Source organism: Pseudomonas sp. AC136 (genome assembly GCF_979258585.1).
In genome coordinates this window covers 2,509,934-2,530,914 of the sequence record NZ_OZ409865.1, presented here as the reverse complement: position 1 = coordinate 2,530,914, position 20,981 = coordinate 2,509,934, and the positions used below count along the sequence as shown (strand labels likewise).

Annotated in this window: 17 protein-coding genes and 1 pseudogene; 10 read left to right on the top strand and 8 right to left on the bottom strand. The window is 62.2% G+C overall.

Features of this window, described 5'->3' with window-relative positions; genetic code table 11:
* Window positions 1-135: 135 nt before the first annotated feature.
* Complete coding sequence (locus ACZZZU_RS11495; protein ID WP_463550649.1) at window positions 136-2,244, bottom strand: TonB-dependent receptor family protein; 2,109 nt, start codon at window positions 2,242-2,244, stop codon at window positions 136-138.
* A gap of 205 nt (window positions 2,245-2,449) precedes the next feature.
* On the opposite strand from ACZZZU_RS11495, the gene ACZZZU_RS11490 reads away from it, so the two are divergent.
* Window positions 2,450-4,870, top strand: coding sequence for a glucose/quinate/shikimate family membrane-bound PQQ-dependent dehydrogenase (locus tag ACZZZU_RS11490; RefSeq protein ID WP_463550648.1), 2,421 nt, complete (start codon window positions 2,450-2,452; stop codon window positions 4,868-4,870).
* A gap of 16 nt (window positions 4,871-4,886) precedes the next feature.
* Here the strand turns inward: ACZZZU_RS11490 and ACZZZU_RS11485 are convergent, their stop codons facing one another.
* From ACZZZU_RS11485 to ACZZZU_RS11465, 5 genes are all read right to left on the bottom strand, one after another.
* Window positions 4,887-5,345 carry a DUF2214 family protein gene (locus tag ACZZZU_RS11485; protein WP_463550647.1) on the bottom strand — a complete coding sequence of 153 codons (459 nt, stop codon included), beginning with the start codon at window positions 5,343-5,345 and terminating at the stop codon, window positions 4,887-4,889.
* 143 nt (window positions 5,346-5,488) lie between these two features.
* Window positions 5,489-6,538: a sensor domain-containing diguanylate cyclase gene (locus ACZZZU_RS11480; protein WP_122493268.1), complete on the bottom strand. Its 1,050-nt coding sequence runs from the start codon at window positions 6,536-6,538 to the stop codon at window positions 5,489-5,491.
* The gene (locus tag ACZZZU_RS11475) at window positions 6,513-7,892 is read right to left on the bottom strand and encodes an MATE family efflux transporter (RefSeq protein WP_463550646.1); all 1,380 of its coding nucleotides are present in this window, start codon (window positions 7,890-7,892) and stop codon (window positions 6,513-6,515) included. The genes ACZZZU_RS11480 and ACZZZU_RS11475 overlap by 26 nt, the downstream gene beginning before the upstream one ends.
* 1,130 nt (window positions 7,893-9,022) lie before the next feature.
* Window positions 9,023-10,153 (bottom strand): M14 family metallopeptidase, encoded by a 1,131-nt coding sequence (locus ACZZZU_RS11470; protein ID WP_463550645.1) that lies wholly within the window; start codon window positions 10,151-10,153, stop codon window positions 9,023-9,025.
* A 115-nt stretch (window positions 10,154-10,268) separates the two neighbouring features.
* Window positions 10,269-10,562, bottom strand: a complete 294-nt coding sequence (locus tag ACZZZU_RS11465; RefSeq protein WP_122493265.1) for a hypothetical protein — start codon at window positions 10,560-10,562, stop codon at window positions 10,269-10,271.
* Window positions 10,563-10,825: 263 nt separating this feature from the next.
* Between ACZZZU_RS11465 and ACZZZU_RS11460 the strand changes: the two genes are divergently transcribed.
* The 9 genes and pseudogenes from ACZZZU_RS11460 to ACZZZU_RS11420 all read left to right on the top strand — a co-directional run bounded on the left by ACZZZU_RS11460 (window position 10,826) and on the right by ACZZZU_RS11420 (window position 18,804).
* Window positions 10,826-11,953 (top strand): MlaE family ABC transporter permease, encoded by a 1,128-nt coding sequence (locus ACZZZU_RS11460; protein WP_463550644.1) that lies wholly within the window; start codon window positions 10,826-10,828, stop codon window positions 11,951-11,953.
* Window positions 11,950-12,744, top strand: a complete 795-nt coding sequence (locus ACZZZU_RS11455) for an ABC transporter ATP-binding protein (RefSeq protein WP_463383913.1) — start codon at window positions 11,950-11,952, stop codon at window positions 12,742-12,744. Before ACZZZU_RS11460 ends, ACZZZU_RS11455 begins: the two co-directional genes overlap by 4 nt.
* A 1-nt stretch (window position 12,745) precedes the next feature.
* Window positions 12,746-13,684, top strand: a complete 939-nt coding sequence (locus tag ACZZZU_RS11450) for an MlaD family protein (RefSeq protein ID WP_463540187.1) — start codon at window positions 12,746-12,748, stop codon at window positions 13,682-13,684.
* Window positions 13,681-14,304 carry an ABC-type transport auxiliary lipoprotein family protein gene (locus ACZZZU_RS11445; RefSeq protein WP_463550643.1) on the top strand — a complete coding sequence of 208 codons (624 nt, stop codon included), beginning with the start codon at window positions 13,681-13,683 and terminating at the stop codon, window positions 14,302-14,304. The genes ACZZZU_RS11450 and ACZZZU_RS11445 overlap by 4 nt, the downstream gene beginning before the upstream one ends.
* A 164-nt stretch (window positions 14,305-14,468) precedes the next feature.
* A pseudogene (locus tag ACZZZU_RS11440) lies at window positions 14,469-15,536 on the top strand (PDC sensor domain-containing protein); the annotation flags it as partial.
* Between the two features lie 126 nt (window positions 15,537-15,662).
* Complete coding sequence (locus tag ACZZZU_RS11435) at window positions 15,663-16,400, top strand: methyl-accepting chemotaxis protein (protein WP_463542250.1); 738 nt, start codon at window positions 15,663-15,665, stop codon at window positions 16,398-16,400.
* A gap of 125 nt (window positions 16,401-16,525) precedes the next feature.
* Entirely contained in the window at window positions 16,526-17,878 is a 1,353-nt protein-coding gene (gene mpl / locus ACZZZU_RS11430; protein ID WP_463550642.1) for a UDP-N-acetylmuramate:L-alanyl-gamma-D-glutamyl-meso-diaminopimelate ligase, read from the top strand.
* Window positions 17,879-17,885: 7 nt separating this feature from the next.
* A complete protein-coding gene (gene ubiX, locus ACZZZU_RS11425; RefSeq protein ID WP_463552131.1) occupies window positions 17,886-18,515 on the top strand; it encodes a flavin prenyltransferase UbiX in 630 nt (209 codons plus the stop codon).
* Window positions 18,508-18,804 carry a YceK/YidQ family lipoprotein gene (locus ACZZZU_RS11420; protein ID WP_463550641.1) on the top strand — a complete coding sequence of 99 codons (297 nt, stop codon included), beginning with the start codon at window positions 18,508-18,510 and terminating at the stop codon, window positions 18,802-18,804. Before ubiX ends, ACZZZU_RS11420 begins: the two co-directional genes overlap by 8 nt.
* A 1,116-nt stretch (window positions 18,805-19,920) precedes the next feature.
* On the opposite strand, the gene ACZZZU_RS11415 is transcribed toward ACZZZU_RS11420, so the two are convergent.
* Window positions 19,921-20,241 (bottom strand): DUF5629 family protein, encoded by a 321-nt coding sequence (locus tag ACZZZU_RS11415; RefSeq protein ID WP_163016551.1) that lies wholly within the window; start codon window positions 20,239-20,241, stop codon window positions 19,921-19,923.
* A gap of 77 nt (window positions 20,242-20,318) precedes the next feature.
* Window positions 20,319-20,960 carry an oxidoreductase gene (locus ACZZZU_RS11410; RefSeq protein ID WP_122493257.1) on the bottom strand — a complete coding sequence of 214 codons (642 nt, stop codon included), beginning with the start codon at window positions 20,958-20,960 and terminating at the stop codon, window positions 20,319-20,321.
* Window positions 20,961-20,981 lie beyond the last annotated feature (21 nt).

Below are 20,981 nucleotides of genomic sequence, written 5' to 3'. Positions count from 1 at the left end.
CACGCAATCCGTTTGGGAACCTGCCGGCACCTAAAAGCATCGCGGCTAAACCGGAACGCCGGCCGGCCGCTCCCACAGATGGCATATCTCTGTGGGAGCGGCTTTAGCCGCGATCTTTTGATCCTGAAAACCCAGTCACTCGAACTGGTAAGAAGCCCCCACCCCCGCATACCAACTGCGCCCCGGCGCTGCCTCGTAGTACCGGCTATTGCCGTCTCCTACGATCACCGAGCCCACGTATTGCTTGTCGAACAGGTTGTCCAGCCGCACCAGTTGGTGAACCGTCCAGGCGCCATGTTTTTGCTCGAAGCGCGCGCGCCAGTTGAACACGCTGTACGCCGGCGCGGGCTTGGCGCTGTTGCTGTCTTCGACGTAGACCTTGCTGCGGTAAAGGCCTTCGACGGCGGTGCTGATGCCGTCGATGGGCTGCCAGTCGAGTTCTGCGAACAAAGTGGTGCGCGGAACGCCGGGGAGGTTGTTGCCGCTGTCGATGGCGCGGGTGCCGCTGACGAAGCTGGAGTCGTACTGCGCTTGCAGATACGTGTAGGCGAGGTTCGCGCGCCAATGCTCGCTGAGCTCACTTTCCACGCCCAACTCGAAACCGCGTCGTAATGTGCGGCCGGCGTTCTGGTAGCTGGTGCGGCCATTGCTGTTGGCAAAGACCACGATTTCGTCGTCGGTCTCGATTTGAAAGACCGCTGCATTGATGCGCGTGGCGCTGCCGGCCACTGCTTTAAGGCCGACCTCGTATTGAGTGCTGGTGGACGGGTCGAGGTTGTAATTGACCCCCGAAACGTTGTTCGGCGCGTACGCGAGTTCGCCCTGGGTGGGCGTTTCAAATCCTCTACCCACGCTGACATAACCGTTCAGCTCAGGCGTAAAGGCATATCCAACGCTGAAGGCCGGGCTTGCCTGTTCGTAACGCCGATTGCCGCTGTCATCGCCATTAATCAGGTAATGATCGTCGACGTCGATTTCCACGGTGCTGTAGCGCACGCCGCCCTGCAACGTCCAGTCGCCAACCTGCCAAGTGGCTTGGGCGTAAGGGTCGAGGCTGGTGGCGGTGTCCTTTTCATCGCGGCGCAGGGCGCCTTTTACACCCAGTTGGTCGCCGTTGAAGTTTTGGTAACCCTGGCGGTCGTCTTCGCTCTGGTCGTAGTCAAGGCCAAACACCACATCGACTTCACCGACCGGTTGCAGCCAACGCAGGCTGCCGCCGTGGAAGCGTCGGTCGAACGACACAACGCCGCCGCCGTTGGCGTTTGACGGAGTAATAACGGTTGTCTGCCCGACGAATTTGGGAATCGACAAATACTGAACCACGCTGCGCCTGCCCGCATACGCCGTAGCCTGCAACGTCGCGTCGCCAAAATAGCGCTCGTAGTTCGCGCCAACTTGCTGGTGATCGATGCTTTTGCGCGTGTTGTAAAGCTCGGCGTTGCCCGTCACCGAGCGCGGGTCGGCCTTGTATGCGTCCCAGCTCTGGCCGAGCGGATCCTGCGTGCCGTTCTGCTCCAGGCTGCTGAAAATCAGCGCGAGCTTGCTGTCGTCGTCCGGTTTCAGGTTGAGCTTGGCGAAGGTCTGGTCGCGGCGGGCGGCGCTGTGGTCGCGGTAGCCGTCGGTGTCCATGCGCGAAGCGTCCAAGAGAAAACCGGCATTTTCATTCGCGCCTTCAGCGCTCAGGTGATTTTTGTTCAGGCCGTCGCTGCCAAAAATGGTCTCGGCACCCACGGTCGGCGGCCCTTCAGGGTCACGCGAAAAGACCTGAACCACGCCCCCCGCGTTGCTGCCATACAGGGTAGACGCTGGCCCGCGCAGCACTTCTATGCGCTCGGCGGTGTCCAGATTGAAGGTCGCCGCCTGGCCTTGGCCATCGGCGGTACTGGCTGGAATGCCGTCGGTGATCAGCTTGATGCCACGCACGCCAAACGCCGATCGGGCACCGAAACCGCGTGAGGAAATTTGTAGGTCTTGCGCGTAGTTCTGACGGTTTTGTACCACCAGTCCCGGCACGCGACTAAGCGCCTCCGAGGCGTTGATGCCCAACTGACCATCGCTGATTTGCTGGCGATCTACGCTGTCTACCGAGAAGGGCAGGTGAAAGCTGTCGCTCGCTTGGCGAGAGCCGCTGACCACCAGCGGATCGAGCTGTACGGTTGGAACGGCTTGCTCGGCGTTGGCGGTGGCGACGGCGAGCGCGGTGAGTAGCAGGGTGTAAGGCGGGATTCGATTCAATGCAGTCATGGCCGGTTTTATACAGGTCAGTGAAAACCGCAAACGATGCGGAATGGGCATAGTGGGCGATTATCGGCACAAAAGTCACCCCAGCGCAGCCGCTCTGGCGCCGGATGTTGCACCCTTGCTCGCCGTTTTGGCCGCCCACGTTGGGTTGCCAATCTGATTGCTAATTGCCCGGCGCGACCGGGCAAACGAACACGAGGAACAGTGCATGACAGATCCCATAACCGTTGGCGCCCGGCGCCCCGGCAAAGCCGCCCGCTGGCTGGTCATGGCCGTGGGCATCGCCATTGCCTTGGTCGGCTTGTACCTGATTGGGGGCGGCGCTTACCTGGCGGTGCTCGGCGGCAGCTGGTACTTCGGCTTGTGCGGTTTGGCGACCCTGGGCGCCGGTGTGCTGATTGCCAAGCGCAATCCGAACGGGGCTGCGTTGTTTGCCGTGATCGTGGTGCTCTCGGCTATTTGGGCAGTGTGGGAAACCGGCCTGGAATTCTGGCCGCTGGTGTCGCGGCTGTTTGTCTTTGCCGTGATCGGTCTGGTCGTCGCGCTGCTTTACCCGACGCTGGTACGTCTGTCGCCAGAGCTGCACGACGAGCCCGGGCGCTTTTCCTACGTATTGAGCGCTGTGCTGGCCGTCGCGATTGTCGCCACCTGCGCTTACGCCTTTGTGCCCACGCCAATGGTGGCGGCCGACAGCGATACGCCTGTCACACCCGTGGTCAAAGGGCAGGAACAGAAAGACTGGAAACACTGGGGCAACACCACCCATGGCGACCGCTTCGCCGCGCTCGACCAGATCAACAAAGACAATATCGATAAGCTGCAAGTGGCCTGGACCTTCCGCACCGGCGACCTGCCTGAAAGCACCGGCTCCGGCGCTGAAGACCAGAACACGCCGCTGCAAATCGGCGACACGCTTTACCACTGCACCGCCTACGGCAAGGTGTTCGCGCTGGATGTGGACAGCGGCAAAGAGCGTTGGCACTTCGACCCCAAAGGCTCGGCGCCCAACTGGCAGCGCTGCCGGGGCCTGGGCTATTTTGAGGACGCGCCGAGCGAGCAGCCTGCCGCTCAAAACGCGGCAGCAAGCACGGCGCCGAGTGCGCCGGTTGCCTGCGCCAAGCGCATCTTCCTGCCGACTATCGACGCCCGCCTGATCGCCTTGAACGCCGAAACCGGCGAGCCATGCAGCGACTTCGGCAACCAGGGCACCGTCGACCTGACCACGGATATGGGCGAGGTCAAACCGGGCTACTACCAGCAAACCTCAACTCCGTTGGTGGCCGGCAATGTGGTGGTCGTGGGCGGGCGCGTCGCCGACAACTTTTCCACCGAAGAACCGCCAGGCGTGGTGCGCGCCTTCGATGTGCACACCGGCGCATTGGTCTGGGCGTGGGACCCGGGCAACCCGCAAACCACCCAACGTCCACCCGTAGGGCAAACCTACACGCGCGGCACGCCGAACGTGTGGTCGGCCATGGCTTATGACGAAAAACTCGGCCTGATCTACCTGCCCACCGGCAACGCCACGCCGGATTTCTGGGCCGGCAGCCGCACCGAGCTGGACGATAAATACAGCTCGTCGGTAGTGGCCGTCGAAGCCGCCACCGGCGCCGTTCGTTGGCACTTCCAAATGACCCACCACGACCTGTGGGACTTCGACATCCCGGCCCAGCCGCTGCTTTACGATGTGCCAGACGATGCCGGCGGCACCCAGCCGGCGCTGGCGCAAATCACCAAACAAGGCGAAATTTTCCTGCTCAATCGCGCCACTGGCGTGCCGATTGCCAAGGTCGACGAACGCCCCGTGCCGCAAGGCAACGTGCCGGGCGAGCGCTACTCGCCGACGCAACCGTTCTCGGTCGACATGCCCTCGATTGGCAACCAGCAGCTGTACGAAGCCGACATGTGGGGCGCCACCGTTTTCGACCAGTTGCTCTGTCGCATCCAATTCAAAAGCATGCGTCATGAAGGTGTGTACACCCCGCCAGGCCTGGACCCCGCCTTGCAATTTCCCGGCTCCTTGGGCGGCATGAACTGGGGCAGCGTGTCGGTGGACCCGAACACCCACTACATGTTCGTCAACGACATGCGCCTGGGCTTGGCCAACTACATGATCCCGCGCGACAAAATTGCCGCTGGCGCCAGCGGTATCGAAATGGGCGTGGTGCCGCAGGCTGGCACCCCGTTCGGCGCGATGCGTCAGCGCTTTCTGTCAGTGGCTGGCATTCCGTGCCAGAAACCACCGTTTGGCACCCTGTCCGCCATCGACCTGAAAACCCGCAAGCTGGTCTGGCAAGTGCCGGTCGGCACCGTGCAAGACACCGGCCCGCTGGGCATCAAAATGCACCTGCCGATTCCTATCGGCATGCCGACGCTGGGCGCCTCCATGGCCACCCAGTCGGGCCTGTTGTTCTTCGCCGGCACCCAGGATTTTTACCTGCGCGCCTTCGACAGCGGCAACGGCAAGGAAATCTGGAAATCCCGTCTGCCGGTCGGCAGTCAATCCGGCCCGATGACCTACGTGTCACCGAAAACCGGCAAGCAATACATCGTCATCAGCGCCGGCGGCGCCCGTCAGTCACCGGAGCGGGGGGATTACGTCATTGCGTATGCGTTGCCGGATAAGTAGCGGATCAAATTGAGCGCTACGAGCCGATGACTCCGTAACCCCGAGCCATCAGCGCAGCTAACAGCGGAATGATCAGCAGGAGCAGCAGTTCGATGCGAATGACCATGGTCACCAGCATCGCTTGCTTGGCGCTGATGGTGGGCAGCTCGCCGGCTTTGAGGGTGTTGCGCCAGTTAAGGAAGACGAAGGTGGGCACGATGGAGATCAGGCCGACCAGAATGAACAGGCCGAACTTGGCGTGAAACACGCTGTTGTTCAGGTAGTAGTCCAACCCTTTGCCGTACCACATCACGCGCGCCGCCCCGGTTGCCAGCACCAGGCCAGCGGTGGCGCCGTAGGCGATGTCGATGCGGATCAGGCTGCGGGCGCGGCTCAGGTCCAGCGGCAGTTTGAACAGTTGGTGTTCGAGGGTGAGCAGGGCGAACAGCAGGAAGATCGATAGGTAGTGCAAGTACGCAGCGATGGCGGCGGCCATGTTGGGTTCTCTCAGTCTGGGGAAAACGTATTTCTCCTGTAGGAGCTAGCTTGCTAGCGAACCGTACAATCCTCATTTTCAGGCGTTTGCAGGGTTCGCGAGCAAGCTCGCTTCTACAAAAGCGGCGCGGTATTAGGCGTTGTTCAGTTCAGCCCTTTGCCGGCAAATTCTTCAAACTCCACACGATTACGTCCGTTGCCCTTGGCGTGGTACAGCGCTTTGTCCGCACGTTTGAGTGCCCGTTCGGGGTTTTCCTGCGGCTCGGCCAGCGCGCAGCCGACGCTAATGGTCAGGGCCAGTTCCACATCACCCGCTGGTATGGGCGTGCGTGTCACGGCGGTGCGGATACGCTCGCCGATCAGGCGTAACTCCTGTTCGTCGTGCACTTGCGTGAGCACCACAAATTCCTCGCCGCCGCTGCGGGTCACGACGTCTTGCGGGCGCACCGCGGCGGCAATGCGGCGAGCACTTTCCCATAGCACTTTGTCGCCGGCGTCGTGGCCATGAGCGTCGTTTACCCGTTTGAAATAGTCGAGGTCGCAGAACAGCAGCCCCAGATGCATACCGCGTTCCTCGGCGCGCGATTGTTCGCGGGGCAGGAAGTGTTCGAGACCGGCGCGGTTCCACACTTGGGTGAGCGTATCGAGCATGGTTTTGCGTTGTTCGCGACTCAACGCGGCGCGCAGCTGCACGGTTTGCTCGCTGACATGGCGCAGCTTCAAATAGCCTTCGGCCAAAGTGGCCATGTCGCGCAACCGCTGTTTCTGTTTGCGGTTGAGGGTTTTGGGCGCCGGGTGCAGCAGGCAGAGGGTGCCAATGGCGTGGCCATCCTGTGCAAACAAGGGTTGCCCGGCGTAAAAGCGCAGCCACGGCGGACCAGTGACCACAGGGTTGTCGGCGAAACGTAGGTCGGTGTGGGTGTCTTCGACGATAAACACGTCATCTTGCAGAATCGCGTGGCCGCAGAACGACACGCTGCGGGGCGTTTCAGGAACCTCCAGGCCGAGGCGCGCCTTGAACCATTGACGCTCGCGATCTACCAGGCTGATGAGCACGGTCTTGACCTCGAACATCTCGCTGACGATGCGCACCAGCACGTCGAGATAAGGGTCGGCCGGCGTATCGAGCAGCTCCTGGTTATCCAGTACTTCCTGACGAACAAGTTCGTTAACGGGATTCTTCGGTATGAGCATTCGCTGATCCTTCGGGACTTGGCGAAACGAACCACAGGTCGTGGCGGGTCAGGTAATAAGCATAGACACCCAAACACAGGCTTCGTAGTCCCATGAAAGCCAGAAACGCCAACCACAGCCCATGATTGCCGAAATCCTGCAGCCACCAGGCCAGCGGCAGGGCGAGCGCCACGCTGAGCAGCATGGAGTCGCGCATTTCCCGTGCACGGGTGGCACCGATAAACAGGCCGTCGAGCAAGTAACTCCACACGGCCACCAGCGGCAAAGCCGCGAGGTACGGCAGGTAAATGTCAGCGGTGTGGCGCACGGCGGCGATATCGGTTTGCAGGGCGATAAACACATGACCGCCTACGGCAAAGCACAGCGCAAATACCAGACTGGCAATCAGCGACCAGCCGCCGGCCACCACCAGACTACGCAGCAGGCCTTGCCGGTCACGACTGCCTAACGCGTGGCCGCACAGGGCCTCGACGGCATGGGCAAACCCGTCGAGGGCATAGGCAGTCAGCAGTAAGCCATTAAGAAGCAGGGCGTTGGCCGCGACGGTTTCATCGCCCAGTCGCGCGCCTTGTACCGTGAGCAGGAAGAACACGCCCTGCAGCGCCAGTGAGCGGATAAAAATGTCGCGGTTCACCGCCAGCAGTGGCCGCCAATTTCGCCACAACGTCATCGCCGCCCAATGGGTGCGCCCCGGATAGCGCCGCAGCGCCCCGCTGGTTAGCGCCAAGCCCAACAGCGCGCCGCCCCATTCGCTGAGCACCGCCGCCCGCGCAGCGCCGACAACGCCCCAGTCGAGCCCCAGCACAAACCACAACGACAGCACGATATTCAGCACGTTAGTGCCCAGCAGAATCGCCAACGGCGCCCGCGCGTTCTGGGCGCCGAGGAACCAACCTATCAGCGCGAAATTGGCCAGCGCAGCGGGTAGGCCCCACAGGCGCGTGTGGAAGAACGCGCGGGTTTGTTCATCCAGTTCAGCGGAAGGATTCATCAGCCCCAGCGCCATGTCGCCAAACGGCAGCGCGAGCAACCCCAGGGTCAGCGCCAGCAGCGCCGCCAACACCAAGCCTTGCACCAACACCTGCCGCAACGCACCGCCGTCGGCACGGCCACTGGCCTGCGCCGCAAAGCCGGTGGTGCCCATGCGCAGGAAACCGAGAATGCCGACGATCATCACGTACAACGTACTGCCCACCGCCACGGCGCCGAGCTGGTGGGCGTGGGGCAGATGGCCGACCACCGTGCTATCGACCAATGCCACCAGCGGCACAGAAATATTGGAGAGGATCATCGGAGCGGCCAGCGCCCAGACTTTCTGGTGAGTGGGGGTGTGGTTCCAGGCGTGGCGCAGCATCGGGGACTCCTGTGGACGCCGCAGTATAGAGGCCGGCCCGAGCACGCCATAGGTGCTTATACGAGCGGTGAATATGGCTAAACGGTTGATGCTAGCGGCGGTGGCTGGCCTACGCTGAAAGTACGGACTTCTTTCCGGGAGGTGTTGCCATGACTATAAGAACAAGAAAATTCATGATCGCGGTTGGGCTGTTGGCGGTTTGCTTGGTGTATGGCGCGGCGGCGGTGCGGGTTGAGTTGGCGCGGCAGGGTCCGCCGGTGGCGTCGATTTCGTGTAAGCAGGATCAGTGTGTGCCGCATACGGGGTGGTTGAGTTCAATGCGGTGAGGGGGTGGCTTGAGGGCCGGGCTTAGCCTCGATCTGGCGGTCTGCGGTTGGACTTCGCAGGTATTCTTTGCCGTGTGCGCTGAGCGTTTTTGTTTGGCGCCTTATGCGCGAGCGGGCGAGCTTCTCTGACGCGTTCGTTATCAAACCCCCGTCATTCCCGCGCAGGCGGGAATCCAGAGTTTCAAGCCGTACACGGTAGATCGGCAAAGGTATTGTCTGCCGCGTTCGTTATCAGATCCTCCGTCATCCTCGCGAACGCGGGGATCCAGAATTTCCAGGCGGACGCAGTTGTGGAGGTATTCATTACTGCGTGCGCTGAACGTTTTTGTTTCGCGCCTTACGCGCGAGCCTCTCTACCGCGTTCGTTATCAAAACCCTCGTCATTCCCGCGCAGGCGGGAATCCAGTATTTCCAGGCGGACGCAGTTGTGAAGGTATTCATCACCGCGTGTGGTGAACGTTATGGTTTCGCGCCTTATGCGCGACTGACTTTTGGCATTGCCGGATTGCCGGACCACCCAAAAGTAACCAAAAGGTCTAGCCCCTACCTTGGGTCTGCGCTGCGCTGCGACTTCCCTCCTTCCGTCGCCGCTCCGGGGGCCGGCGAGACGGGCCATCCTTGGCCCGACACGCCTTTCGCGGCTCCCGGCCGCTCAACCCCCTACGCAACGACTCCACTCGGCCTGCGATGAACGGTGCGGGGTAGATCAAGAGCGGTAGATCAAGAGCGGTAGATCACGAGCCAGATCACAAGCAAATCAAAAACATCGCGGCTAAAGCCGCTCCTACAGGGGCGAGCGGTTTGTCAGCGCAGCTCATCGACCATGCTCGCGGTCACGCTTAGTACATCTTTTGCCAGTTGTTTTGACCGTTTGCCGTCCCAACCCGTTGTTGGGTTTGGGGTGTCGTCGTGGTCTTTGAAGGGCATTTCGATGGTGAAGGACAGGCAGTCAAATTCTTGCCCAACGGCGTTGCAGGCCAGGGCCATGTTGGCTTTGCCCGGTTCGCTGCGGGGGTAGCCGTAGCGGGTTTGGAATTCGGCGCCGTGGGCGACGAGGCGTTGGCGGAAGCGTTCTTCCAGGCCGGCGATACGCGGGGTGTAGCCGGGGTTGCCTTCGCAGGCGGCGGTGAAGACGTGGGGGATTTCTTCGTCGCCGTGGATGTCGAGAAACAAATCCACGCCCACTGCGCGCATGTGTTGTTGCACGAAGAAGACTTCCGGGGTTTGCGTTTCGTTGGCCGATTGCCAGGCGCGGTTGAGGTCTTTGCCGGCGGCGTTGGTGCGCAGGTGGCCGCGGTAGGCGCCGTCGGGGTTCATGTTGGGCACCAGGTACAAGTCGGCTTTGCTGAGCAGGGCGTTGAGTTCGGCGTCGTCGCGGTTTTTCAGGCGTTCGATCAGGCCTTCCATAAACCATTCGGCCATGTGCTCGCCGGGGTGCTGTTGGGCGATGATCCAGACTTTTCGTGGGGCGTTCGGCGTGCGGCTGATGCGCAGCAGTTGGATGTCCCGGCCTTCGATGCTTTTGCCACAGGCCACTAGCTCGGCGTCCGCTTTGACCAGTGCCTGGTCGATCAACCAGTCGTGGCGCTCGCGGCTGTAGGGTTCGAAGTAGGCGAACCAGATTTGCGGCTGCTCAACGTCAAGGCCGAAGCTCAAGGTGCCGTCGGCGTAGGTGCTGGGTACGCGAAACCAGGTTTTCTGGTCGTACGAGGCGGCGGCGTTATAGCCGGGCCAGGCCCAGCTGTAGGCGGCCTCGCCGGCGTTGGTGATGCTGAAGTCGTAGCGCTGGCCGGGGGAGAGGTCTTCGGCTTTGAAGTGGAACCACTGAAAGTGGGCGCTGTTGAGGTCTTTGCGCATTTTCAGCAGCGGGTGCTGCGCGTTGCTGAGGTCGTGAACCTCGATGTTGCCGCTGTCGAATTGGGAGCTGATTCGCATGGTGAGCCTCTACATCTGTCCGTCGCCCGTTACCGGGCGTGTATGGCGTGTAGCTTCGCAGTTGCCCGCGCGGTTGCAAACGCAGAAGGCGACACAAATGTGCAAGCCAGCAGGCTTAGCTGATCAATAGACTGATCAGCCATAACCCCAGCAGCAACCAGATAATGCCCAGCACCACCGAGCGGCGCATAAAGGCGCGCACGGCGCTGTAGAGAAACAGCAGGCCGATGACCAGCGCGACAATGCTGAGCAACGATGGGGTAATGCCTAGCGCGCTGGACAGACCATGCAGGAACTGGCTGCCGGCGTTGCCGATCAGGTGCAACAGGCCGCTTAGCCCGTCGACGATAAAGCGGATAACCGTGCCCAGCGCGTGGCCAAGCCAATCGAAGAATCCTTCTACCTGCATGCTCTGTCCTCGGGGTGCATGAACAACGACGTTAAGCTTGGGCAAGCGCAGCGTCTGGCGGTTCCATTTGTACGGTATTGCCTGTGTGGGAGCCAGCTTGCTGGCGAATCCTGGAAACGATGGACCCGGCCAGCGCGTGACGAGCCAACTCGTTCCTGCAAACCCAAGAGCAAGCCGCAAGAGCAAGAAACACCTTAACGCGCGCGTGATGTAACCTGCCGTTGCTACGCTACCGGCCACCCAGGATGAGTAAGCCGTTTTACATGACTTCAGCCTTACAGTTAGACACCGTCGCATCGCCTGCGCAGCTGAGGATCAGCGGCGACTGGACCTTGTCCCATTACAGCCAGTTGGCCCGCGACGTGGCGACCATGCGCCCACGGCTCGATGGCGCCACCGCCGTTCACCTCGCTGACCTGCAGGCGCTCGACACCTCCGGCGCGGCGCTGTTGGCCGATTTGCTCGGCGCAGAGCGGCTGATTGATCTGGCCGCCAGCGACGCATCGCTGACTCCCGCGCGCCAAGCGCTGCTCAATTCCGTGGGCGCCGCGCTGCGTACTTACTGCCAGCCAGAAAAACCCAAACCCCGTGCCGGCCTGGCCGATGTGCTCGCGCATATCGGCGGCTTTGTTGCGAGTTTGTGGGAGCGCGTGGCGGCGTTGCTCGGGTTTATTGGCCTGGTGCTGGAAACCTTGCTGCGCGGCCTGTTCGCACCGCGCCGCTGGCGGGTCACGTCGCTGGTTTCCAATATCGAGCAAACCGGTCTGGATGCGGTGCCCATCGTGGTGCTGCTGACGTTTATGGTCGGCGCGGTGGTGGCGTTTCTCGGCGCCACGGTGCTGGCCAATTTCGGCGCCACTATTTATACGGTCAACCTGGTGGCCTTCGCCTTTTTGCGCGAGTTCGGTGTGTTGCTCACCGCCATTCTCATGGCCGGTCGCACGGCCAGTGCGTTTACCGCGCAAATCGGTTCGATGAAGGCCAACGAAGAGGTCGACGCCATTCGCACCCTGGGCCTCAACCCGATTGAGTTGCTGGTGCTGCCACGCGTGCTGGCGCTGCTGGTGTCGCTGCCGATTCTGACGTTTCTGGCCATGCTCTCGGGCATTCTCGGCGGCGCCGTGGTGTGCCTGCTGGTGCTGAATATTTCGCCGACCATGTACCTGACCATCCTCCAGGGCATCGAGGTGCAGCACTTGTTGGTGGGCTTGAGCAAGGCGCCGGTGTTTGCGTTTCTGATTGCCGTGATTGGTTGCCTGGAAGGCTTCAAGGTCAGCGGCAGCGCGCAGTCGGTGGGTGAGCACACGACCTCGGCGGTGGTGCAGTCGATTTTTGTGGTGATTCTGCTGGATGCGGTGGCGGCGATGTTCTTTATGGAGATGGGCTGGTGAGTGCACAAGCGAGCGCCCTGATTGAGGTTCGCGACCTCACCAACGCCTTTGGCGCGCAGGTGGTGCACGAGCACTTGGACCTGGACGTCATGCGCGGCGAAATTCTTGGCATTGTCGGCGGTTCGGGCACCGGCAAATCTGTGCTGCTGCGCTCGATCGTCGGCCTGCAACGGCCCACGGCTGGCAGCGTAAAAGTGTTTGGCGAAAACCTGCTGAGTCTGTCGCCGGAAAAGCGCTCGCAGGTCGAGCGCCGCTTCGGTGTGTTGTTTCAGTCCGGCGCGCTGTTTTCCTCGCTCACGGTTTTGGAAAACATTGCCTTGCCGCTGATTGAGCACGCCGGCCTTAGCCGCGATGAGGCTGAAAGCCTGGCCGTGGTGAAACTGGCCCTGGCCGGATTGCCGGAAACGGCGGCCTACAAGTACCCGGATTCGCTCTCGGGCGGCATGGTGAAACGTGCCGCGCTGGCCCGCGCCTTGGCGCTGGACCCGGAAATCGTCTTTCTCGACGAACCCACGGCCGGCCTCGACCCCATCAGTGCGGCGGCGTTTGACCAACTGATTCTGACCCTGCGCGATGCGTTGGGCCTGACGGTGTTTCTGGTCACCCACGACCTCGACACGCTCTACACCATCTGCGATCGGGTGGCGGTGCTGTCGCAGAAACGCGTGCTGGTGGCCGGCGACCTGACCACTGTGGCGGCTACGCCAGACGCCTGGGTTCACGATTACTTTCATGGCCCCCGTGGCCGTGCCGCGCTGCAAGCCAGCGCCCGTTTAACGGAGAACAACTGATATGGAAACCCGCGCCCATCACGTGCTGATCGGCTTGTTCACGGTGATTGCCGTCGGCGCCGCGCTGCTGTTCGGCCTGTGGCTAGCCAAGTCCACGGCTGACCGCGAATTCGCCCTGTATGACATCGTCTTTTATGAGGCCGTGAACGGTCTGTCGCCCGGCAGCACCGTGCAGTACAGCGGCATCAAGGTCGGCGAAGTGATCGCCTTGAAACTCGATCCCAAAGACCCACGCAAAGTGCGCGCGCGCATTCGCGTTGCGGCGGATACGCCGGTCAAGCAAGACACCCACGCCAAGTTGTCGCTGGTGGGCATTACTGGTGGCTCGTTTATTCAGATGCACAGCGGCTCGCCGCAAAGTCCATTACTGGTGAGCAAGACCGGCAAGGTGCCGGTGATTGTTGCCGACCGCTCGCCGATCACGGCGCTGCTGGCCAGTGGTGAAGACCTGCTGACCAACATCAACAAGCTGGCCGCCAGCGCCAACGCATTGGTGTCGCCCGACAACGTGGCGCGGGTCAGCCGCACGCTTGATCACCTTGAGCAAGCCACTGGCGCCATTGCCGATGAGCGCGAGGACATGCGCGCCATCGTCAAACAACTGGCCGCCGCTTCGCGCCAAGCCAGCGTGACGCTGGAGCAAAGCAGCAAGGTCATGGCCACCGCCAACAACCTGCTCGATCAGCAAGGCAAGGAAGCGCTCAACAGCGCCCGCGACGCCATGGCGGCGTTGGACCGCGCCAGCCAGAGCATTGAAAACCTGCTCAATGAAAACCGCGATTCGCTGAATGCCGGCGCCCAGGGCCTGAGCGCCATTGGCCCGGCGGTTGGCGAGTTGCGCGAAACCCTCAGCAGCCTGCGCGCGATTACCCGTCGCCTGCAGGAAGACCCGGCCGGCTACCTGCTCGGCGGCGAGAAGAACAAGGAGTTCCAACCATGACCCCGCGCGCCCATCGCCCGTTAGTAATGCTCGGGCTGTTGAGCCTGTTGTCGGCGTGTTCGATTTTGCCGAAGACCGAGCCGAGCACCATTTACCAACTGCCTGCTGCGCCGGTGTCGACTGTCAGCGCGGGCGCCCCGGTGAGTTGGTCGCTGCGCGTGGCCAAACCGCAGGCGACCATGGTGCTCGACAGCCCGCGCATCGCGGTGGTGCCGCAGGGCAGTGTGATCAGTAATTACCAGGGCGCGCGCTGGGGCGACACCGGCCCGGTGCTGCTGCGCAATCGACTGCTCGATGGCTTCCAGGCCGACGGTCGCGTTCAGCAAGTGAGCAGCGACGACGCGCAGCTTCAGGCCGATGTGGTGTTGAGCAGCGACCTGCGTGCGTTCCAGGCCGAATATCACGATGGCCAAGTGGCAGTGGTGGTGCGCCTGGACGTGCAACTGGTGGACAGCGCCAGCCGTAAAATTCTCGCCGCGCGGCGCTTCGATGTGCAGCAGCCGGCGAGCAGTGCGCAAGTGGCTGACGTGGTGCGTGCCTTTGGTCAGGCCAGCAACGCCTTGAGCGCCCAATTGGTGCCCTGGACCGTGGCGCAAGGCGAGGCCAAGCGAAAACCCTGACGAGCGGTAAGCGGGAGAGCCGATTAGGAGCTAAAGCTACTAATAGCGGCGGTCGATAAGAACAAAGCGTGTAGTCATAACAATGAAATTTACTGACCGAAAAGTCAGTCGCTTTGTATACAATCTGCCATCAATCTCCCTGCAAGCTCATACAGGTAATCCTCATGCGCCTCTGGCAACGCAGTATTCAGTGGCAGTTGATCCTCAGCATGGGCGCGGCCCTGCTGGCGAGCATTCTGATTGTTGTCGGCATTTATGCCGCCGTGGTTAACCGTCTTGCGGAGAAGGCATTGGTCGAGCAGGCTTTGCCGGCCAGCGTGACCGCCATTGGCAATGACCTAGAACGGATTCTCACCGAACCCCTCACCGCCGCCCGCAGCATTGCGGAAAACAGCATGGTCGAGGAATGGCTGGCCAACGGCGAAGACCCGGCCCAGCAGGAAGCATTCATGCGCTACCTGCGCGGTGTGCAAGGCCAGCAGAAGGCGCTGACCACCTTTATTGTCGCGGCGGACAGCGGCCATTACCTCACCGAAACCAAGTTGGATCGCACGCTTACACGCGGCCCCTCCGAGAACGGCTGGTTCTACAGCTTTGTCGATGGCAGCGAGAACCGCGTGGTGCAGATCGACACCGACAAAACCACCAACCAGCCGACGCTGTTTATTAACCAGCGCATCACCGCCAATGGCAAAACCCTGGGGTTGGCCGGGCTGGGCTACGGTTTGCAGGCCATGTCCGATCTGGTGCGCAACTTTCACTTTGGCAAAACCGGGCGAATCTTTCTGGTTAGCGCCGACGGTAAAGTAAAAATTCACCCACAGGCCGAATTCAACGACACCCGCCAACTCAGCGACCTGCTGGGTAGCGATGCCGCCGGAAAGTTGCTGGTCGACAGCGGCAAGGCTGTGCACTTCGAGCGCGACGGCGAAGCTTACCTAGCCGTGGCGCAGCCCTTGAAAACCCTGGGTTGGCTACTGGTCAGCGAAGTGCCCGAGGCGGAAATCTATGCCGACGCCAACCAGGCGCTGATCACCAGCAGCCTGATCGGTCTCGTGGTGGCGCTGTTCTCCTTGGGACTGGTGGTGCTGCTGGCCCGTGGGCTGGTGCGTCCGATCAAGCAGGTGACCGATGCCCTGGTGGAAATCGGTGGCGGTGGCGGTGACCTCACGCGTCGTCTGAATGAAACGCGCCAGGACGAGTTGGGTGATCTGGCCCGAGGTTTCAACCGCTTCATCGCCAGCCAGCGCGACTTGATCAGCGCCGTGCTCGGCACCAGCGTCAAGCTGCGCACCGCTGTCGACCAAGTGGCCACCGTGGTGGAAAACACTGCCGGCCGCGCGGGGCAGCAGCAGGAAATGACCGACATGGTCGCCACCGCCGTGCACGAGATGGGCCTCACCGTTCAGGAGATCGCCCGCAACGCCAGCAATGCTGCCAGCACCTCGCAAAGCGCTCGCGACGAAGCCATGCAAGCGCGGCAAGTGGTGGGCGGCTCGATCAAGCAGATCGAGCAAATGTCCGATGACATCGGCGAGGCGTCCGGCGCCGTTGGCGAATTGGCCAACGAAGTGGCGTCCATTGACCAAGTGCTGTCGGTGATTCGCGGTATTTCCGAACAAACCAACCTGCTCGCCTTGAACGCCGCCATCGAAGCCGCCCGCGCCGGGGAAATGGGCCGTGGCTTTGCCGTGGTGGCTGACGAGGTGCGAACCCTGGCAAGTCGCACCCAGGCCTCAACGGGTGAAATTCAGCAAATGATTCAGCGCCTGAAAACCGGGGCGCAGGCGGCGGTCAGCTCCATGCAGGCTGGCCAGGCTGCGACCGGCAATGGCGTGCAGTCGAGCCAGCGCACGGGCGAGTCGCTGGGTTCGATCACAGCGCAAATCGAGCGCATCAGCGACATGAACACCCAAGTGGCGGCGGCCACCGAAGAGCAATCGTCGGTGACCGAAGAAATCAACCGCAACGTGCAGGGCATCGCCGACTTGGCCCACGCCACCTCGGATGAAGTGCAAGTCTGCCGCCAGGACTGCAAAACCCTGCTCGGTCTGGCCGATGATCTGGGCAAACAAATGGGCAGCTTCCGCCTGTAAATTTTGCTCCCGCTCAGCGCCTCTGCCATCGCCCGTGCGGGTGATGGGGGAGGGCGCTGGCAAACCTCTCTGGTTCATCCCCAACGCCTGCGGTAACCTGCCCGCCTGTTCTCCGGGGGTTGGTTATGCACATTCATGTTCTGGGTATTTGCGGCACTTTCATGGGCTCGCTGGCCGTTCTGGCCAAGGAGCTGGGCCACCGGGTGACCGGTTCCGACGCCAACGTGTACCCGCCCATGAGCACCCAACTGCAAGCTCAGGGCATCGAACTGATGCAGGGCTACGACCCTTCCCACCTCGACCCTGCGCCTGATTTGGTGGTGGTGGGCAACGCCCTGTCGCGGGGCAACCCGGCGGTGGAATATGTGCTCAATAAAGGCCTGCCTTATGTGTCCGGCCCGCAGTGGCTGGCCGACCACGTGCTGCAAGGCCGCTGGGTGTTGGCCGTGGCAGGCACCCATGGCAAAACCACCACCAGCAGCATGCTGGCCTGGGTGCTGGAACACGCCGGCATGAGCCCGGGCTTTTTGATTGGCGGCGTGCCGCAGAACTTCGCGGTGTCGGCGCGCCTGGGCGGCACGCCGTTCTTCGTGGTCGAGGCGGACGAATACGACAGCGCGTTTTTCGACAAACGCTCCAAGTTCGTTCACTACCGTCCGCGCACCGCCATCCTCAATAACCTCGAATTCGACCACGCCGATATCTTCCCGGACCTGGCCGCCATCGAGCGCCAATTCCACCACTTGGTGCGCACCATTCCGAGCGAAGGTCTGGTCATTTACCCGGCCGCCGAAACCGCGCTCAAGCGCGTGATCGACATGGGCTGCTGGACCCCGGTGCAAACCACCGGCGACGGCGCGCAATGGCAAGCCAAGCTGCTCAGCGAAGACGGCTCGCGCTTTGAAGTGAGCTTCGAAGGTGTGGCGCAAGGTGTGGTCGATTGGCCGCTGACCGGCCAGCACAACGTCGCCAACGCGCTGGTGTGCCTGGCTGCGGCGCGGCATGTCGGTGTGGTTCCGGCGCAAGGCGTCGAAGCGCTGAGCGCGTTCAAGAACGTCAAGCGGCGGATGGAAAAGGTCGCCGAGGTGAACGGCGTGACCATCTACGACGACTTTGCCCACCACCCAACCGCCATCGCCACCACGCTGGACGGCCTGCGCAAACGGGTCGGTTCGGCACAGATCATCGCCATCATCGAACCGCGCTCTAACTCAATGAAACTCGGCGCCCACCGCGACGGCTTGCCGGACTCCGTGACCCAGGCCGATCAGGTGTACTGGTTCGCCCCACCGAATCTTGGCTGGGACCTGGCCGCCACCACCACCAGTTGCACCGTGCCCTCACAGGTATGCGACTCGCTGGAAGCCATCATCGCCGCTGTCAAAGCCCAGGCCACCCCGGGCACGCAAGTGGTGGTTATGAGCAACGGCGGCTTCGGTGGCCTGCACGGCAAACTCGCGGCAGCGCTGGAGGGCTGAGGCCATGATGAACGGACCCGAACGCGTCACCCTGGCCATGACTGGCGCCTCCGGCGCGCAATACGGCCTGCGCCTGCTCGACTGCCTGGTGCAGGAAGAGCGCGAAGTGCACTTTCTGATCTCCAAAGCGGCGCAGCTGGTGATGGCCACCGAAACCGACGTCAGCCTGCCGGCCAAAGCGAAAATGATGCAGGCCTTTCTCAGCGAATACACCGGCGCCGCGCCCGGGCAGATTCGCGTGTACGGCAAGGAAGACTGGATGGCGCCCGTGGCCTCCGGCTCCGGCGCACCGGGGGCGATGGTGGTGGTGCCGTGTTCGACCGGCACGTTGTCGGCAATTGCCACGGGTGCCTGCAACAACCTGATCGAACGCGCCGCCGACGTGGCGCTGAAGGAACGCCGTCAACTGATTCTGGTGCCGCGTGAAGCGCCGTTCTCCAGCATTCACCTGGAAAACATGCTCAAGCTGTCCAACATGGGCGCGGTGATTCTCCCCGCCGCACCGGGCTTCTATCACCAGCCGCAAACCATCGACGACCTGATCGACTTCGTTGTCGCGCGCATCCTCAATGTGCTCGGCATTCCCCAAGACATGCTGCCGCGCTGGGGTGAGCATCACCTGAGCAGCGATGAATAAAACCGCGCGGGCCTTGCTGCTGGTGCTGCTTGCAGTTCAGTTGTTCGGCTGCGCCACCACCCGCACCTTGAACGCCGCCAAGCCGGGTGCGCCCGTGGTGTATGCCGGCACGCGGCTGGATTGGTACACCTTGAACGGGGGTTGCTGTCCGCTGGACCGTTTTGGCGCCGAAGCGCCGAAATACGCAGGGCTGGATTTGCCCGTCAGCGCGTTGCTCGACACGGTGTTGCTGCCGTTGTCGCTGGCAGCGGCGTTGGGGTTCAGTCTTGGGGTAAGCGGCGGGTTGTGATGGGTGCTCGCCTTGCGATTCTGGGTCCCCGCGTTCGCGAGGACGACGGGGATAACCCATAAACCTCCGTCGTCCTCGCGAACGCGGGGGGCCAGGCTACCGAAGGTGGCGCCTCTCCTGAAGGAGACCCCAATCCGCTGTAGGAGCGGTTGGGGCGGCATTTCGATTAGCCGCGCTTGTTTCACAACTCAGCCACATCGGGGGTTCAGTCTCGGGGTAAGCGGCGGGTTGTGATGGGTGCTCGGCTTGCGACTCTGGGTCCCCGCGTTCGCGAGGACGACGGGGATAACCCGTAAACCTCCGTCGTCCTCGCGAACGCGGGGACCCAGGCTACCGAAGGTGGCGCCTCTCCTGAAGGAGACCCCAATCTGCTGAATGTGCGGTTCGGCGGCATTCCGATTAGCCGCGATGCTTTTTCACAACTCTGCCAAATCAAGGTTCAGTCTTGGGGTAAGCGGCGGGTTGTGATGGGTGCTCGGCTTGCGACTCTGGGTCCCCGCGTTCGCGAGGACGACGGGGATAACCCATAAACCTCCGTCGTCCTCGCGAACGCGGGGACCCAGGCTACCGAAGGTGGCGCCTCTCCTGAAGGAGACCCCAATCTGCGGAATGTGCGGTTCGGCGGCATTCCGATTAGCCGCGATGCTTTTTCACAACTCTGCCAAATCAAGGTTCAGTCTTGGGGTAAGCGGCGAATTGTGATGGGTGCTCGCCTTGCGATTCTGGGTCCCCGCGTTCGCGAAGACGACGGAGATAACCCATAAACCTCCGTCGTCCTCGCGAACGCGGGGACCCAGGCTACCGAAGGTGGCGCCTCTCCTGAAGGAGACCCCAATCTGCTGAATGTGCGGTTCGGCGGCATTCCGATTAGCCGCGATGCTTTTTCACAACTCTGCCAATTCAAGGTTCAGTCTTGGGGTGAGCGGCGGGTTGTGATGGGTGTTCGCCTTGCGACTCAGGGTCCCCGCGTTCGCGAGGACGACCGGGATAACCCATAAACCTCCGTCGTCCTCGCGAACGCGGGGACCCAGACCACCGAAGGTGGTGCCTCTCCCGAAGGAGACCCAATCCACTGTAGGAGCGGTTGGGGCGGCATTCCGATTAGCCGCGATGCTTTTACAGCTCAGCCACATCATCATCCGGCATGTCATCCGCCGCATCGGCGTTGTCGGCGTTGATGCCGGCCAGCGCTTTGACTTCATGGCTAGCCTTGCCATCGCTGATGGCCCACGTGTCGCTGGCGACGTTGTGTTGGGCGGCGGCGATCTGCTCCAGGGTGAATTGCCATTTGCGCAATTCGCGGCCGTCCATGCATTCGATGCGCAACGCCGGGCCGGGGTGGGCCGGGTCGCTGTGCAGTTCGAATTGCCAGGCGTACAGGCCGTTGATTTCCAGCATGTCGGCGGTTTGCAGTACGGAGAGCAACGTGGTGGTCATGGCCAATCTCGAGCGGTAAAAAAGAGCGGCCATAGTGGCCGCTCAATGTGCGTTAAACAATGTGCGACAGGCAGCCGTCAGCGGCCCAGACGCCGCAATTCGTCCGATTCAACAATGCGCACGCCTTCGCCTTCTTCCAGCGCCAGGCGCCACAGCGCGCGGGCCAGGGTGCACGCCGGAATGCCACGGTATTTACCCGGCACCCAACGCATGATCGGCGCCAGTAGGCGTTCGCCGAGGCGCGGTTCCAGGCGGTCGCCAATCAGTAACGACGGCCGCGCGATGGTCAGCTGCGGCCAGTTCTGCGCGATCAGCGCTTGTTCCACTTCACCCTTCACGCGGTTGTAGAACACCGACGATTTCGGGTTCGCGCCCATCGCGCTGATCAGCAGGAAATGCCGGGCGCCGAGGTCACGGGCGCGCTGGCTGACGGCCAGCACCATGTCGTAATCCACCGCGCGAAACGCTTCCTGCGAGCCGGCCTGTTTGATCGTGGTGCCCAGGCAGCAGAAGGCGATGTCTTGTTTGCCGGCGAGCATCGGCAGCAGCGTCAGCAGGTCGCCTTGCGGGTTGTCCAGGTGAGTGTGTTCGGCGAGCGCTCGACGGGTTGGGGCGAGCACGCGTTGCACCGTAGGCTCGCTGAGCAGACGGTCGAGTAAGTGTTCGCCGGTCAGGCCGGTGGCGCCGGTCAGCAGGATGTTCTGTGGGGTCAAATACATGGTTCTACTCCCTCCTGGAAT

Bases quoted from the DNA above. Each gene is read 5' to 3' on its own strand.
- ACZZZU_RS11495 (WP_463550649.1), bottom strand. From the start codon at position 2,244: ATGACTGCATTGAATCGAATCCCGCCTTACACCCTGCTACTCACCGCG.
- ACZZZU_RS11490 (WP_463550648.1), top strand. From the start codon at position 2,450: ATGACAGATCCCATAACCGTTGGCGCCCGGCGCCCCGGCAAAGCCGCC.
- ACZZZU_RS11485 (WP_463550647.1), bottom strand. From the start codon at position 5,345: ATGGCCGCCGCCATCGCTGCGTACTTGCACTACCTATCGATCTTCCTG.
- ACZZZU_RS11480 (WP_122493268.1), bottom strand. From the start codon at position 6,538: ATGCTCATACCGAAGAATCCCGTTAACGAACTTGTTCGTCAGGAAGTA.
- ACZZZU_RS11475 (WP_463550646.1), bottom strand. From the start codon at position 7,892: ATGCTGCGCCACGCCTGGAACCACACCCCCACTCACCAGAAAGTCTGG.
- ACZZZU_RS11470 (WP_463550645.1), bottom strand. From the start codon at position 10,153: ATGCGAATCAGCTCCCAATTCGACAGCGGCAACATCGAGGTTCACGAC.
- ACZZZU_RS11465 (WP_122493265.1), bottom strand. From the start codon at position 10,562: ATGCAGGTAGAAGGATTCTTCGATTGGCTTGGCCACGCGCTGGGCACG.
- ACZZZU_RS11460 (WP_463550644.1), top strand. From the start codon at position 10,826: ATGACTTCAGCCTTACAGTTAGACACCGTCGCATCGCCTGCGCAGCTG.
- ACZZZU_RS11450 (WP_463540187.1), top strand. From the start codon at position 12,746: ATGGAAACCCGCGCCCATCACGTGCTGATCGGCTTGTTCACGGTGATT.
- ACZZZU_RS11445 (WP_463550643.1), top strand. From the start codon at position 13,681: ATGACCCCGCGCGCCCATCGCCCGTTAGTAATGCTCGGGCTGTTGAGC.
- ACZZZU_RS11435 (WP_463542250.1), top strand. From the start codon at position 15,663: ATGACCGACATGGTCGCCACCGCCGTGCACGAGATGGGCCTCACCGTT.
- mpl (WP_463550642.1), top strand. From the start codon at position 16,526: ATGCACATTCATGTTCTGGGTATTTGCGGCACTTTCATGGGCTCGCTG.
- ubiX (WP_463552131.1), top strand. From the start codon at position 17,886: ATGAACGGACCCGAACGCGTCACCCTGGCCATGACTGGCGCCTCCGGC.
- ACZZZU_RS11420 (WP_463550641.1), top strand. From the start codon at position 18,508: ATGAATAAAACCGCGCGGGCCTTGCTGCTGGTGCTGCTTGCAGTTCAG.
- ACZZZU_RS11415 (WP_163016551.1), bottom strand. From the start codon at position 20,241: ATGACCACCACGTTGCTCTCCGTACTGCAAACCGCCGACATGCTGGAA.
- ACZZZU_RS11410 (WP_122493257.1), bottom strand. From the start codon at position 20,960: ATGTATTTGACCCCACAGAACATCCTGCTGACCGGCGCCACCGGCCTG.